Origin of the sequence: Streptomyces sp. NPDC053367 (assembly GCF_044545925.1) — a bacterium.
Lineage (GTDB): Bacteria > Actinomycetota > Actinomycetes > Streptomycetales > Streptomycetaceae > Streptomyces.
On record NZ_JBITYN010000006.1, the window covers coordinates 520,326 to 534,627 of the forward strand.

Genomic DNA, 14,302 nt, shown 5'->3' on the forward strand with positions numbered 1-14,302 from the left:
ACCCGTCAGTCGCCTCGGCTGCTGGGCTCCGTCGGGCTCGGGGTGGATTGGATGACGAGAACAGGACAGCTAATCGGAAGGCTGGGCTCCGGCCGGGGGCCTGCAGTTGGTCAGGAACCGTTCCGCGTATGCGCAGCTGCGGCTTCGGCGTGATCGCCGGGGCAGGGTGAGTGGTCAACACACCGATCGGGGTCACCCATATGGCTGCCCTCCCGACATCCGAAAGTGACCGTCCGTATTGGATCTAGTGCTCTGGGTAACTGTCTTTCTAGGGTCGAGGTCACGCCAACTTCGCACCCCTGGAGGATTCGTGGCACGTATCCGTACTCGTCTCGGCCTGCTGTGCTCGGCTGCTGCTCTCGCTGCCGGCGCCCTGGTGCCGGCACAGTTCGCCGCGGCCCCGTCCGCCGGCGCGGCGGAGGAGAAGCAGTGGGTGGCCCTGGGCGACTCCTACACCGCCGGAGTCATCCGGGCCGCCGGCAACCCCTTCGAAGTCCCGCGCGACGGCTGCGAGCGCACCGACCGGTCCTACCCCCAGGTCATCGACCGCGACCTCGGCGGCCTGTTCGAGCTGACCAACGTCAGCTGCGGCGCCGCCACCATCGACCACGTCACCGACACCCCCCAGGAGCCGATGGGCCGGCACATGCCGCCCATCTCCGAGGACCCCGACTACCCCTTCCCCGCGGTACCTCCGCAGTCCGAGGCCGTGGGCCCTGACACCGACGTCATCACGGTCGGCGCGGGTGGCAACACCCTGGGCTTCGTCGACCTCCTCATGAAGTGCCCGCAGCTGGGCGGCGAGAGCGGCGGCAAGGGCACCCCGTGCAAGGACGCGTTGGGCGCCGGCATCCCCGCCCGGCTGAAGAAGGTGCGTCAGGACTACGACCGGATGCTCGAAGTGCTCCATGAGCGCGCCCCGCACGCCAAGATCCTGGCCGTCGGCTACCCCACCCTCGTCCCCAACGACACCTCCAACTGCAGCTTCGGGGACCTGACGCAGTTCGGCACCATCACCCAGGGCGACCTGGAGTGGCTGCGCGAGGACGTCCTGGAACCTCTCAACAAGGCCATCGACGACTCCACCGGTACCCAGGACGCCGCCAGCTTCGTCGGCCTCTACGCCTCCTCCCACGGCCACAGTGTCTGCGACGACTCCAAGTGGGTCGAAGGCTTCGTCACCCTCCCCGACCAGCTGTCCTTCGTCCACCCCAACGCCCTCGGCCACCGCAACGCCGCCGACCACGTCGAAGAAGCGATGCTGAACGCCATCAGCTGAGCCGCCCCATCCACGGCGCCCCCGCCGACGACCCTGAAGTGAGCCTCCGGCCTCAGCCGGAGGCTCCGCACACCCGGCAGGCTCCTGAAGCTAGCTCCCCAGCTGGCCGAAGAAAGCGCTCTGGGATCGGCCGGCGCCGCAGCCCGCTCCGCTGGACTGGCTGCACATCCGGGCTCAACGGCACGAGCCCCGAAGCAGGAACATGTGCTGAAAGAAACCAGCCGGTGCCGGACAGAGCGAGGCGTGGAATCCATGACGGAACAACAGACGTCCGGGGAGCCGCGGGCGCGCTTCGAAGCACTGGTGCACGCGGTGGCGGAGCCGCTGCACAGGTTTCTGTCGAGACGAGCGGACGCAGACGCCGTCGAAGATCTCCTGTCGGAGACGCTCCTGGTGCTCTGGCGTCGCATCGACGACCTGCCAACCCTCGCCACGGCCTCCGAGGTCGATCCGGACGCCGTACTGCCCTGGTGTTACGGGGTGGCGAGAGGCTGCTTGGCGAATGCCCGCCGGGCGGACGGACGACGACGACGGCTGATGCAGCGGTTGACCCTCTCGCAGCGACCGCTCCCTGCAGCGGGCGCCGACCACACCGACCTGCACGACGCACTCGGCGCGCTTCGCGAACTGGACCGCGAAATCGTGCTCCTGTGGGCCTGGGAAGGGCTGGCGCCGCGCCAGATAGCGGAGGCTACCGGCCTGACCCCCAACGCGGTGAGCATCCGGCTGCACCGGGCCAAACGCAGACTCGCCACGCAGCTCGAACGAAAGAACAGGCCCGGGACCGGACATGACAGCGGTGAAGGAAGGAGCGAAGGGTGAACGACGACGTACTGCTGGCACGGCTGAGGGCCGCGGACCCGGCACTGACCTCATCAGCTCCGCCCCCCGACATCGACCGCCTTGTGGAGGCCGCCGTGACCACCGACACCACACCCAGGACCGCGGAACCCGCCCGTGGCAGCGCCAACCCTCCCGCCCGGACCACCGTCGGGGGAGGAGGCCGTCGCCACCTGGGACTTGCTGCAGCCGCAGCTGTACTCGTCGCGGGCGCCGCTGTCGCCTGGCAGGTCACGGCGGACAGCGCTCCACAGCACCAGCAGGCACGGATCAGCTCCTCTGTGACCTTGACGCCCGAGGCGGTGGACACCGACGCACCCGCCGCGCAGTGCGCGGAACCCACCGTCGAGACACTGCGCAAGTACCCCACCGCCTTCAAGGGCACGGTCACCTCCCACAACGGCGACGGCGTCGCTTTCCGCATCGACCACTGGTTCCGCGGCGGCAAAGCGACGTCTGCCCGGCTCATCAGCGACCACGGCAACGCGGATGCATGGACGTTCGAGGTCGGTCGGTCCTACCTCGTCACGGCCGACCACGGCGTCGTCCCGGCCTGCGGCGGCACCGACCACGCCACCAAGAAGGCGGAGATGCTGTTCCGCCTCGCCTTCGAGCACTGATGCTGCCAAGCCGCTCCGGGTGTATCGCTTACCGAGGTGGTTGACGTCGCCGGTACGGGCTTTCTGGCTGTCGTGCCACACAGTGAGGCACACGGCTGGGTGAGGTCGGCCCCCTAACTTGTTCGTTATGGTCGCCGGTGGCTGACAGCCTTGAGGCCTCTGACGGACGCCTGGTCCTGGCGGTGGACGGTACCCACTGGCTCCGTCCGGACGCGCCGACCAGCCCGGAGGCGCCTGTTCTGTCACGTTGACGGCCGCAGCGGACGCTCGTCGGACCAGTTCGTGCCCGGCTGGCCGTGCTCGTTCGTTGCTGCGATGGAGTCGGGCCGTACCTCGTGGTGCCCGATCCTGGACGCGTTGCGGCTGGGACCGGGCCGACGACGTCGCCGAGGTCACCGCGGTCCAAGTCCGCGGTGTGGTCGAGGACCTCATCGACATGGGCTGCTGGCGCGCGGGTGACCGCGACATGCTCATCGGTCCTGTGCGCCGTGGTGGCCGCCACCGCCGACTCCGAGTCGGCCGTCCGCCAGGTCTGGCTGATCACCGCGGCCATCGCCTGGCTGTCCTTGGCGGAGCTGCTCCTAAGAATGAGGGAGGGCGGGATGGGCGGCGCGGGCACAGCCGGGAATCGGGGCGGCGTTCTTCGTGGTGCGCGTCGGCAGGACCTCCGTGCCCGGCTGCCGTCAGTGCGGCGGTGACGTCAGGGGGGACGTCGGCGGGGGAGAGGCCGGGGCGGACGCGGTGCCAGCGTGCGGGGTGTCGCCACCGGCCGCAGGCGTCGCGGGCGACGTCGAAGCCGACTTCCACCACCAGCTCGGGTTCCACCAGGGTGACGTTCAGCTCTTCCCGGCTGCCCCACCTGGCGGAGAACGACCAGCCTGTCCACGGATGACCGCGCCGCCCCGCAGCGAGCAGGTCGGTGACCGCCGCACCTGCCGCCTGGGCGAGGGTGGTGGTGCGGCCGACGTACTGAAAGCGGCCTTCGTCGTCGTACCTGCCGAGCCGCGGAGCGGCGAGCGCGCCGGTGACCGCGCCGACGATCGCCTCGCTCGTCTCGCTGACCTACTTCCGCCACAACCGAGCGCCTCTGAGGTAGGGCTCATCCAGCCGCTTGAAGCACAGCCCCTCCAGCCCGGCCGCCGTCCACTCCAGCCACCCTCGCGCCACAGCCGGGTCGGTCGTCGACGGGCACAACGTCAGCGGTGCCTCCAGGCGCTGGTCGGCGAACAGCGCCTCCAAGGCCGCGCGCCGCTGCTCGTACGGCCAACCGGTCAGTTCCCCGCCTGCGTGCACCAGGTCGAACACCACGTAGTGCGCCGGCCACTGACGTGCCGCCTCGGCCGCACCGGTCCCGCGCCGGGCGAGGCGCTGCTGCAGCCGCTCGAACGCGAGCCCACCCTGTTCCCACACCACCAGCTCGCCGTCCAGGCCCGTGTCCGCCGGCAGCTGTGCGAGGGCCGCCGTGCGGATCTCGGGGAACGAGGCCGTCATGTCCGTCCCCTGCCTGGAGCGCAGGAGCACCCGTCGGTCAGCGTGCACGGCGAGCTGGGCACGGTAGCCGTCCCACTTGGGCTCGGCCGCCCACCCGGTGGGCAGGGCCGGGCTGTCCACGGCCACGGTCAGCATCGGCTCCGGCAAGGACCATGTCATGACCTGATGCCTTCCACGCCGAATCACCAGAAGCGCGACTGGACGGCTTGGTCACCCGGCGGCAGGTTGACGCTGCTCGGGTCTAGTCGAGGATGCCGAGGGCGGGTCCGGTCGGCAGGGGAACGCCGTGATCTGTTGCCCCCCAGATGGAGCGGATGCAAGGCCCTCCGAACGCTGACGCCAATCCAGACCAACACCGGCCTTGGAACGATTGCGCCTGGAACCGCTGGGACTAGTCCGGCGGCACGCCTGACCTATGTGACAGGCCACTCCCAGTTCGACCGGCAGACGGCCAGTTGCTCCCCGTTCACAGGGACGCGGTGTGCCTGCCACATGACCTTCCCATCCGTAACGGCACAGTGCTCCGGTATTGCGTCGTAGAGGGATCTAGTGATGTAGCTGCGGTATTGAGGGTCTTCCCGGATGTCGCTGAGTTTCGCTGCGACGTTCGCGGCGGAGCCGATGGAGATCAAGTCGGCGTGGTCGTAGATGCCGGTACGGGCCATGAAGACTGGACCGGCCGCAACGCCGGACACGTGCCTGAGCTTGAAGCCCTGCCGTGTGAGTGACGGGAGACGTCGTTCGAGCGCTGGCCACACGAGTTTGTCCGTAGCGTAGGTGATCTCCAGTGCCGTCCGGACAGCACGGCCTTCCTTGTCTGCGCCAACGAAGATGCCCATGACGCGGTCGCCGTCGAAGCTGCGGATGTGCCCATCTCGGTTTCGGATGACGCGACAAGCAGTGTTGATGAAGGCCCGGGTCACCTTGGCTGCGGTCCCCGGAGCGAACTCGGACACCAGTCTTGTCGAACCCATCATGTCGGTGTACAGGTAGACGGCATCGAGCTGGACTGCGCCGTCCCGAAGGACGATGTCGTCGGTCCTCGGGACGGTGAGTCCGTTTCGGATCTGCCACTCGTGACCCACCAGTTCGGTGAGCTTCTCCTCGATCGTGCTCTTCAGGCCCACAAGTTCCTCCAAGGCGCTCACCGAGCAGGATGCCTTGATCCCGGAACTAGCAGCAATGGGAGAGACCTTCCGTTGTCAGTGGGGGCTGCTACGTTCCATGCCGGTATGGGCACAGGTGTGGGAGGGGCTTATGGCACTGGGCGATGATCTTCGGTCAGATGTAGACAAACTGGTAGGTACGCCGTGGACCACCCGTAACGGCTATGTCGTTCCAGCCACGGACGACGTCAAGCTGTACTCCAACGACGCGGTCAAGCTGGACGCGGTGTACCTCTACGCGGACCTTTTGGGGTCGACGAAGCTGGCGCGGGAGTTCCGTCCGGAGACGGCAGGAAAAGTGATCAGAGCTTCTCTTCGGACAGCTTCCACGATCATCAAGCGGCGCGGGGGAGAGATTCGCAGCTACGACGGCGACCGCGTCATGGGAATCTTCATCGGCGGCTCGAAGAACTCGAACGCTGCGAAGGCAGCGTTGCAGATCAACTATGCGATGCAGAAGATTGTGCAGCCCGGCTTGTACTCCAAACTGCCGCACCTGGAGCGCGACGGCTTCGAAGCTCGGATGTGCGTCGGCATCGCATCCGGGGAAGCGTTCATCGCCCGCGCCGGCGTTCGCGACAGCAGCGACCTCGTCTCCATCGGCCGTGCTCCGAACGTGGCCGCCAAGCTCAGCGACATCCGGGAGACGGTCCAGTACCGGACGTACATCACCGCCGCTGTTTACAAGCGGCTCAGCGAGGAGACCAAGTTGTCTAAGGGCAAGAACATGTGGGAGGCCCGGGGCGCTGACGTCGGTGGTGAGCACATGACGATCTACCGCTCCAACTACTGGTGGAGCGTATGAGTACGCCTCAACAAGCAACGGAGACCGCTTGGCAGATCCACACCGCCCTGGGGGAGTGGACGGCCCGGGTCGACGCTAAAGCCTCATTCGCGCTCACCCTCGAATCGGCCGCCACGGCCGGCATCATCGCGCTGTCCACAGACGATCACATGTTCGCCCACCTGCACGGTTGGGGAGTCCGTGCCCCCCTCTGGGCTGGCACGATCCTCATCCTGATCGGCGGACTCTTCGCAACCCTGGTCGTTGTCCCCCGGCTCCGCTCTTCTAAGGACCTTGTGGCAGAAGCCCCCAACCACTTCATCTACTTCGGCCACCTCCGACACCGCGAAGCCGGTGAGCTGACCACGGCCTTGCTCCAGACCGACGTACTCCCTGTGCTCAGCCAGCAGTTGATCAACATGAGCCACATCGCCTGGCGCAAGCACCGCCATGTGCAGTGGTCCTTCATCTGTTTCGGACTGGGAGCGGTTACCGTGTTCGTCGCTGGCCTCTTCTCCTGACGTACCGAAACTGGGGCTGGTGTGATGAAGCCCGGCGGCCGGCACCCGAGCCCTGCGAACCGCTGTGGCGCCCCTCCGGCGCTGTACACCGACGTGCTGCACGGGAAATCCCCGTGCTGCACGTCGCTGCGGTCGTCTGGGCGTCTACGGGCCGCTCCACAGCATCAGTCCGCGCCCATCGAACCGACGCAGCGAGCCGCTGAGCCCGGAGAAACCTCGTGTGCGTTCGAGGTCAGGCCGTTTACGCTGGGTGACGTGTCTGCACCGAAACTTCACCACTATGTGCCTCAGAGCTACCTGGCACGATTCGGGCGAGGCGACATGGTCAGGGTGAGGCGCCGGTGCCCGCCGAAGACGCACCTCGCCAACGTTAGGAACGTCGCTGCCGAGACTGGCTTCTACACGATCACGGACGACAACGGTATGCCCTCCACAGTTATCGAGCAGGAGCTCAGCGGCCTGGAAGGGCGAGGTCTTGGCGCCCTGCGCCGAATAGACGAGACGGGAACCGGAGGGCCTGATGCCCGGAACGAGGGCCTCAGCGAGTGTGGAGCCATACGCCGCCGTACGCCACGATGGCACCGCCGACGGCGGTCGCCGCGCCCCGGAGCAGGTAGAGGCCGGCCTCGTTGCGCGCCCGCCGTACCCGCCTCGCCCACCGTGCCATTGAGGGCCTGCCGTGGGGTTCCGGGACCGCGTCGTTGCCCGTACTCTCGCCCTTGGACATGAGCTTCTCCTTTGCTGGAGTTGTTCGGTCATCTGCAGACGGCTCCCTGCCCACCAGGGGGCCGTCGCCGTTTCTGGCGACGACCATTGCTGCTGTCCAACCCTTGAGATTTTTGCTCCGTCTGGGGTGGACGAGACCTAAGAAAAGCACCCTTGAAACGGCTCTGACCAGCGAAAACAGCTACTTGTCAAAACCAGTTAATCCGGGTTGAAACGACCTCGACGCGAGTTACTGCAGGTCTTCATGACCTCAACACGGGCTACCCTGTGTCTACATGGGGTGTCATGCCTGGCCAATATGGGTTTTTGCGGGTTGAAGGAGGCCTGGACCTGCCAGAGTTGGCGGATGCCTCAGATGATGCGCATGCCCGGTCCCGACAAGTTGCCCCCTGGAACCAGGCGAGCGTTCGTGGCAGAGCTGTTCTTCCACTACACCGAGGCCGGCCGTCCCACACTCGCCCGCGTGGCAGCAGCCACTCGGTCCATGACCGACGCCTTTCCCGTCAGCCGGGAGACGATCCGCCGACTCCTGCGCGGGGAATCAGTCGCCCGATGGGAACGGGTCGACGCAGTCCTGCGTGCCCTGTGCGAGATCGGCAACCAGGACCCGGACCGCAGGCGATGGCAGGAGAGCGGCGACTGGAACGATGACGGCGATCCCACCACCTGCCGGCAGCACCTGCGCCAGCTCCTCTACGACGACATCGACGAGGTGCAGCCCGAGCAGCACTCCGGCCCGTCAGCTGTTCCGCCGCCGCGGTCATCCGGGGGGTGGGGCAGTACTCCACCTGCATCGACCGGAGGCTGGGGCAGTAGTCCCTCGCAGCCGAAGCAGGATGACCCGTGGGCCACAACCCCGCCTCCGTCCACCCCGTCCACAGGCGGATACACCGACGAACCACCCTTTTGAACCGGCGGAGCTGGGTGGAGCACTCCGGCTGGAGCCGGGTTCACCCGGATGAGCTGGCCTCTACAGCGTCATCTGGGCCCGAAGGGCGCACGAGCCTCCAGGTCGTTGATGATGTCGGTCCACGACTGTTGTGCCAAGCCCGGTAGACGCGGGAGTTCCTCACGCATGGCGGTGATGACTGCTGCGTGCTCCTGTTGGAAGAGCACGGACCAAGAGGCCGCGCTGAGGACGTCTCGCAGGTCGGCAAGTACCCGTTCAGGCGATGGATGGTGCTGCAGTACATCGGCAGCGCAATCCGGACTGATGCGGGGACGCGCTGCCACCTGGCCGTCCTCGTTGAGGAACAGGCCCTCCACAACGCCTTGACGGTACGCGTCTGGCCAGCGCTCCAGGTTGTCCGCGCACGCACGGATGCCCTCAATACGTACGTTGAATGTCTCTCGGGCCGATCGCTGACCCACGGCCACTCCGAGGCGCCGTTGCTCCGGTGCCTCAAGTTCGGGGATGTTTGCAGCGGCCAGTCGAGCAGCCAGGTCGCCTCCGGAGAAGAGGCCCCCGCGTAGGTCATGGACCAGAGGTTCAACAGCGCCCAGGGGCACGGTCTGAAGTCTGGCTAGCGCCCACCGCACCCAGACCAGGGCACCGTGCACGCACGCCTCGACTACCTCGGCAGTGATCTCATGGACAACAGGACGGCCGTGCCCGGTCCCGAAGCGGTTGCGCAGTTCACGAAGCTGCGATGCCATCTTCTTCGCCGCGTTCGGGATCTGTCGTAGCGGGTCGTTCGCCGGCAGACCGTGGTCAGCGGCGTGTTCGACAACGGTGTGCGCGTGACCGAGGACCTTGTCGTATTCGTCCTTATCGCCTGTCACACGTCCGTGCGCGATGAGAACGACGCGCGCGACACACTCGACAAGCTCCTTCGCCGAACCTACGACTAGGGGACGATCGTTCGCCGCGACGGCGGAACCAAGACGCCCATAGTGATCGACAATTGCCTGCCACGACTCCTCCTGGAGCCACTCGGCTCGCGGCAACGGTTCCTGCACCAGAGTATTGATCACGGGAATATCGTCCCTCCAATGTCTACGTCCAGCGCATGCCGATGGCAGAAAGCTGCTGTCTAGGGGCGGTTTTTCTGATCAGTGGGGGGGGTGGGCTGGTCTGGGCTGATCAGTTTGGTGTTGGGGGCGGTGTCTGTCACGGTTTGCTGCTCCGTCTTGTCGGAGGGATGGGGCAGGGGTGGTCAGTCGCTGCCTGGAGGGTTGCCGCGGTGTCGCCGGAGTGCTTGGAGGATGCGCGCCCGGTGTTCGTTCTGGGGGTCGGGGGCGTCGAGGAGTGGCCCGAGTCGGCTGTATAGCGCCTCGAGGCCGATGAGCGCGTCAAGACTTTGCAGGGTGTCGTGGTCGATGACGGGGAACGGTGCCCGGTCGGGCGGGAGGAGTACGGAGAGGAGGGCAAGCGGGTCCCACTCCTGGTCGAAGCGTTGGTTGATCCAGGTCTGACAATCTTCGGATTCGGTGTGGCGCCATGCCCAAAGGAGCGTGATCTGCAGCTCGGTGAGTTCGTCGATGGGCCGGCGCGCGGAGACGGCGAGGTGCCGCGCGATCTCGTGCTGGAACACTCCGCCCCCGCCTACGAAGAAGTGCTCCACTCAGCGCTGGTCGATGGGTGCCTATCTCGTCCTTCAATGCGCGGCGGACGCATCAGTCGGACAAGAGGCAGGCCAACCGGGCGCCGATCAGTCCGGGGGAGTCCGTCTTCTGCATGCCGCAGGAGGCGAAGAAGGCCATGCGTCTTTCGTACCCGGATTCTTGCGGATCCGGGTAGAGCACAGGCTGTCCAAGTGCGCCGCCCGGGCGTCGGCGGGCGAATTTCCGCACGAGCGCGGTGCCGACACCCCGGCCTTCGCAATCATGGGCGTCACATTAGAGCAGCGAGCGATGCTGGCGGGAGGAGGCCGGCTTGCGTTGCAAGTGAGTGAAGCGTTCAGGCAGCGGTGGGGGAAGACGAGGCGGATCCTGCATATAGAGCCCACGGTTTATCGGTACGTAGCCTCGGGCCACCATTTGTACGTATCCCGTACGCTTTATGACCGTTTGCGGTGCGGTCGCTGCACGGTGTGGTGCGGGCCGCTGCGTCTGACCGGCCAGGATTGGCTGGTCAGGCCCATCGCATGCCGATGGCGTGAGTGGCTGCACGATCAGGGCTACCGTGTGCCCGTATACCGGACACCCACCACGTTGCACAGTGCGCTGCGATACCCCCAGCATCACCGGCTCGGGTCTCAGGGGTGGGAACAACGCGAGGCTGGACGCCCGTACGCGTTCGGTGCGCAAAAAGAATGCTTTAGGAACGCAGTGCGTACGCTTCTAAGGGGACCCGGGACCGGTCCTGCTCACTAGGTCCACCGCATGCCGATGGCGGAGAGCTGCTCGATCCGCTCCGCGGAGAGGGTTGCGGCCCTGCTCCGCTGGTTCCCGATCCATGCACCGAGCCGGAGCTGCCGCTCCTCTTGGCCTTCGTCGACGATGGTCTCGATGTGTTTCCTCGGCACCCGCAGATGCCCCTCGCGCTCGTAGTACTGCGTGGCGGCGGCGAGGTGGAGCGCCCATTTGTCGGCCTGGCTGCGCCGTGGCTTGGGCTTTTCGTCCTGGGTGGCGGGTGTGATTCCGATGATGTGTTCGCACAGCCACTGCTGCACGGTGGTCAGCCGTTCCCAGCTGAGCCGCTGTGCGCGTACCCACCGTCCGAGGTCTTCGCCTTGGTGCACGACCATGCCCGGCGACGTGGGCAGCTGGCCGCCAGCTTCCAGGTGCTGCCGGGTGAGGTGGAAGCAGCGTTGCCAGTCGATGGGCCATGCCGGGCACCAGGCAGGGTCGATGTCGTCCAGCTGCTCGCGCCGCTCCTCGGACAGCACCCCCACTGCCACGACGGGAAGTCCCTCCGCATGCTGCTGCTCGTCGACTGCCGCTCGCCGGGCCGCGGCCCGTGCGTTCTTCAGATATAGCCCCACCCGGTATCCCTTGTAGGTGGCGTCGGTGGGTGCTGCGAGGTGCCCGTTCTCGGCGGCCCAGCCGCGGGCTGCGGCGAGGCCTTCTTCCCATGCGACGTCGTAGTGCGACCAGATCATGCCGAGCTTCTCCAGCTGCCGGGTGCGGTCGGTGTCCATGTCTCCGCGGGCGTAGACGCGGCGGGCGTCGGCGATCCATTGCCCAAGGGGGAACCCGGCGAGCGTGGCCGGCCACTCTTCGGCTTCCGCCTCCTGGTCGTCGCGGCCGGGTACGCGGTACGTGAAGGGCACCTTCAGGTTCCCGTGGAGCCGTTGGTAGAAGGTGGCGGCTTCGATGCCGCGTCGCCAGTGGGTGTGTTCGGGGTTGAGGACGCGCAGGTTGATGAAGGCTGCCAGCTGTGCAGGGTCACGAGGTGTGCTGAACTTCAGTAGCTCTCGGGCCGGCGCCGACAGCCGGTTGCTTCGGTCGCCCTCGGCAGCCTCGCTTTCCTCGCCCCAGGAGCGGCTCTGCACGCCTCTGACGCGGCTTGGCGCTTGGGGCTCGGCCAGTGCCTCCACGACGCGGGCGTCGTGCGCGCGGAGAGCTTCCAAGAGCCTGGCCAGGCCAGCGAACGCCCTGCTGGTAAGCATGTTGTCCACTGTCTCGCCGGGTCCGAGCAGGACCGGCACGACGAGTGAGGCGACCTTGCCCTCACCGGGGCGGATGCGTAGGGCGCGGCCGACGGCTTGGACGAGGTCGGGCATGGAGCCGCGGACGTCGGCGAAGTAGACGGAGTCGCATTCGCGGGTGTCGACGCCTTCGCCGAGGACGCGAACGGAGCCGAGGAACGTCTTCTCTACGACGGTGCCGTCAGCAGTGATCCCCTGGGAGAACTGGTCCACGACGCGGCGACGGTGGAGGGGCTTGTGGTCGCCGCAGAGCCAGTTGGCCCAGATGGTGCGCGGGTACAGCGCGGGGTCCGCGGCGTGCAGCCGCTCGGCGACGTCGGGTAGACCGGCGGCGAAGGCCTCGGCTTCCCTGACGACGTGGTGGAAGACGAGCGTCCTGCGGAAGCCTTCCTCGGCTGAGGCCTTCACCAGCGTGGTCTGGAGCGCGGCGAGCCGGGCTCCGCGCACCTGCTCGGACCGTGCGTCCTCGCCCAGGAGCTGCGCGGCTTGGAGATGGGTGTCGGTGATGTCTACGCACACCACCTGGTAGGGGGCACAGATACCCCTGTCAACGGCGTCCGAGAGCGTCAGGGTGAAACACCTGGTGCCGAACGGCGAAGCCGGGTCGTCATCCATCGACGCGACCAGTTCGCCCGGCACGCCCGGCCCGGCCTCGGAATCGTCGTCCGGCTGCCACAGCCGGGGCGTGGCGGTCATGTACAGCCGCCGCAAGGACGGGATACGGGTGTTGTCATGGACGACCGCCCACGGCCTGCCGATCCGGCCCGAAACCCTGTGCGCCTCGTCCACGACGATCAGCGACCACCCCGGAAGGCCGGCGGCGTGCGCGCGTTCCAGCGTGCCGAGCCCGAGGGAGGCGTACGTGGCGAACACGGTGACCTTGTCGAAGGGCCGCACCCAGGCGACCAGCTCGTCCACATCTGTGGTGTTCGGGAAGGACGCCTCCGGCCCCCGAAGGGACGAGACCCCGATCATCGGCCCGCTACGGCCGCCCTCGCGCCAGGCCGCCTCGGTCTGGGCGAGCAGGTCCAGCGAGGGCACGAGCACGAGCACCCGACCCGCCTGCAACTCCTCGGCGCTGCGCGCGGCGATGAGGGTCTTGCCCGATCCGGTCGCCATGACCACCTGCGTCCGCAGCCCCCGCTCTGGCACAGTCGATCTTGCAGGCAATTCAAGAGCCCGCAGCACCGCGTCTACGGCTTCTCGCTGGTGGGGGCGAAGTTCCTTCACTGCCATATCGGCCGGCTTTCTGCTGTCTGTCGGAGTGCGGTGCGATCTCGCGAAGTGACATGTCCTTGTTGGCGATTGGCCTCACCGTGACAGCGAGGGACCACGGACCGTCGAGAGACACAGATTCGACGGCTGACGACGATCGCAGCTCCAGATGTCTCCAAGGGTGGTGTCTCACCAGTCCAGAGTCTATCGCCGTCAAAGAATGAAGCACAGCAATCGAAGAGGACAAGCAGCATGATAGCTTCAGGGCGCGAGGGCCATTTTGCCGTCTGGGCCCGCGGGCCTCGGAAGACAGGTAGGCGCCGGCTGTGACTGCCGAGTGGTATGTCCTCGTCGAGGAGGACACCCGAACGACGGAGCGACCCGACGGTGTGGAGCTGAAGCTGCATCGGTGGATGCTGGTGGGCACCTATCACATCGGCCAGGACGAGGCGGAAGCGGTGGCGGCGGCCGAGGACGCGGCCCTGAACTACATGCCGGGGGTACTGGCCCGGCATGCGCGGCCGGGAGACGAGCCGGCCCGGCATGCATTCCTTGCTCAAGACGGCGCGTGGGTGGTGCTTGTGAGGCAGCGGCACCGTGAGTGTCACATACGGGTGACCACGGCCCGACTCATGCACTCGCAGGAAGAGAAGGAAGCACCACCGAAAAGCATGAAGGAGAAATTCCGCAACGCCTTGGAGGGGCCACCGCCTCTCCCGAAGCCCTGGACGTCACCAAACCAACGCGAGCAAGACTGAACCGACCCCCTCATAGCCAGCCTGGCCCGCGTGAGCGGGCCTTGCGGTCCTGGAGGCGCAGCCGGAAGGACCGTCAGGCGGGGGAGCGCAGCGGACCCGCCGGCCCAGGCTGGAAGCGAAAGCCTGGTAGCGGGACGGAGTCCCGCCCGGTCCGGTAGCGCAGCGAACGGACCGTCAACCGTGATGCACAGCATCACGGTTGAGCGGGTGGCGCAGCCACCCGCTGGCGCTCCCGCTCCGCGGGAGCGCAACACCCGTGCGCAGCACGGGTGTTCGCTTGCACATCGCGCAGCGATGTGGTACCCGCTCC

The 14,302-nt window shown here is 67.0% G+C and carries 14 protein-coding genes and 2 pseudogenes; 8 read left to right on the forward strand and 8 right to left on the reverse strand.

The features are described 5' to 3' along the window. Window positions 1-310 precede the first annotated feature (310 nt). The 4 genes and pseudogenes from ACIGXJ_RS19955 to ACIGXJ_RS19970 form a co-directional block, all read left to right on the forward strand. On the forward strand, window positions 311-1,279 hold the full coding sequence (locus ACIGXJ_RS19955) for an SGNH/GDSL hydrolase family protein (RefSeq protein ID WP_399646922.1): 969 nt from the start codon (window positions 311-313) through the stop codon (window positions 1,277-1,279). Between the two features lie 252 nt (window positions 1,280-1,531). Continuing rightward, complete coding sequence (locus ACIGXJ_RS19960) at window positions 1,532-2,101, forward strand: RNA polymerase sigma factor (RefSeq protein ID WP_399646986.1); 570 nt, start codon at window positions 1,532-1,534, stop codon at window positions 2,099-2,101. After that, window positions 2,098-2,739, forward strand: coding sequence for a hypothetical protein (locus tag ACIGXJ_RS19965; RefSeq protein WP_399646924.1), 642 nt, complete (start codon window positions 2,098-2,100; stop codon window positions 2,737-2,739). The genes ACIGXJ_RS19960 and ACIGXJ_RS19965 overlap by 4 nt, the downstream gene beginning before the upstream one ends. A gap of 155 nt (window positions 2,740-2,894) precedes the next feature. Then, window positions 2,895-3,214: pseudogene (locus ACIGXJ_RS19970) on the forward strand (transposase); the annotation flags it as partial. Window positions 3,215-3,279: 65 nt separating this feature from the next. On the opposite strand, the gene ACIGXJ_RS19975 reads toward ACIGXJ_RS19970, so the two are convergent. The 3 genes from ACIGXJ_RS19975 to ACIGXJ_RS19985 all read right to left on the reverse strand — a co-directional run bounded on the left by ACIGXJ_RS19975 (window position 3,280) and on the right by ACIGXJ_RS19985 (window position 5,378). Next, window positions 3,280-3,780, reverse strand: coding sequence for a hypothetical protein (locus ACIGXJ_RS19975; RefSeq protein ID WP_399646989.1), 501 nt, complete (start codon window positions 3,778-3,780; stop codon window positions 3,280-3,282). Between the two features lie 21 nt (window positions 3,781-3,801). After that, window positions 3,802-4,389 carry a hypothetical protein gene (locus tag ACIGXJ_RS19980; RefSeq protein WP_399646926.1) on the reverse strand — a complete coding sequence of 196 codons (588 nt, stop codon included), beginning with the start codon at window positions 4,387-4,389 and terminating at the stop codon, window positions 3,802-3,804. Between the two features lie 254 nt (window positions 4,390-4,643). Then, complete coding sequence (locus tag ACIGXJ_RS19985; protein ID WP_399646929.1) at window positions 4,644-5,378, reverse strand: adenylate/guanylate cyclase domain-containing protein; 735 nt, start codon at window positions 5,376-5,378, stop codon at window positions 4,644-4,646. Window positions 5,379-5,487: 109 nt separating this feature from the next. Here ACIGXJ_RS19985 and ACIGXJ_RS19990 point away from each other — a divergent pair, with 109 nt between their 5' ends. The 3 genes and pseudogenes from ACIGXJ_RS19990 to ACIGXJ_RS20000 form a co-directional block, all read left to right on the forward strand. Beyond that, window positions 5,488-6,201, forward strand: a complete 714-nt coding sequence (locus ACIGXJ_RS19990; RefSeq protein ID WP_399646931.1) for an adenylate/guanylate cyclase domain-containing protein — start codon at window positions 5,488-5,490, stop codon at window positions 6,199-6,201. Beyond that, window positions 6,198-6,701 (forward strand): Pycsar system effector family protein, encoded by a 504-nt coding sequence (locus ACIGXJ_RS19995; RefSeq protein WP_356705185.1) that lies wholly within the window; start codon window positions 6,198-6,200, stop codon window positions 6,699-6,701. The genes ACIGXJ_RS19990 and ACIGXJ_RS19995 overlap by 4 nt, the downstream gene beginning before the upstream one ends. A gap of 24 nt (window positions 6,702-6,725) precedes the next feature. Further along, window positions 6,726-7,190, forward strand: a pseudogene (locus ACIGXJ_RS20000) (DUF4238 domain-containing protein); the annotation flags it as partial. A 49-nt stretch (window positions 7,191-7,239) separates the two neighbouring features. On the opposite strand, the gene ACIGXJ_RS20005 reads toward ACIGXJ_RS20000, so the two are convergent. From ACIGXJ_RS20005 to ACIGXJ_RS20025, 5 genes are all read right to left on the reverse strand, one after another. Continuing rightward, entirely contained in the window at window positions 7,240-7,428 is a 189-nt protein-coding gene (locus ACIGXJ_RS20005) for a hypothetical protein (RefSeq protein WP_399646996.1), read from the reverse strand. Between the two features lie 540 nt (window positions 7,429-7,968). Then, window positions 7,969-8,157 (reverse strand): hypothetical protein, encoded by a 189-nt coding sequence (locus tag ACIGXJ_RS20010; protein ID WP_399646935.1) that lies wholly within the window; start codon window positions 8,155-8,157, stop codon window positions 7,969-7,971. Window positions 8,158-8,405: 248 nt separating this feature from the next. Further along, entirely contained in the window at window positions 8,406-9,401 is a 996-nt protein-coding gene (locus tag ACIGXJ_RS20015) for an abortive infection family protein (protein WP_399646938.1), read from the reverse strand. A 182-nt stretch (window positions 9,402-9,583) separates the two neighbouring features. Then, window positions 9,584-9,961 (reverse strand): hypothetical protein, encoded by a 378-nt coding sequence (locus ACIGXJ_RS20020; protein WP_399646940.1) that lies wholly within the window; start codon window positions 9,959-9,961, stop codon window positions 9,584-9,586. A 777-nt stretch (window positions 9,962-10,738) separates the two neighbouring features. After that, window positions 10,739-13,255, reverse strand: coding sequence for a Helicase associated domain protein (locus ACIGXJ_RS20025; RefSeq protein WP_399646943.1), 2,517 nt, complete (start codon window positions 13,253-13,255; stop codon window positions 10,739-10,741). 305 nt (window positions 13,256-13,560) lie between these two features. Here ACIGXJ_RS20025 and ACIGXJ_RS20030 point away from each other — a divergent pair, with 305 nt between their 5' ends. Further along, window positions 13,561-13,992 carry a hypothetical protein gene (locus tag ACIGXJ_RS20030; protein WP_399646945.1) on the forward strand — a complete coding sequence of 144 codons (432 nt, stop codon included), beginning with the start codon at window positions 13,561-13,563 and terminating at the stop codon, window positions 13,990-13,992. The last annotated feature ends 310 nt before the right edge of the window (window positions 13,993-14,302 follow it).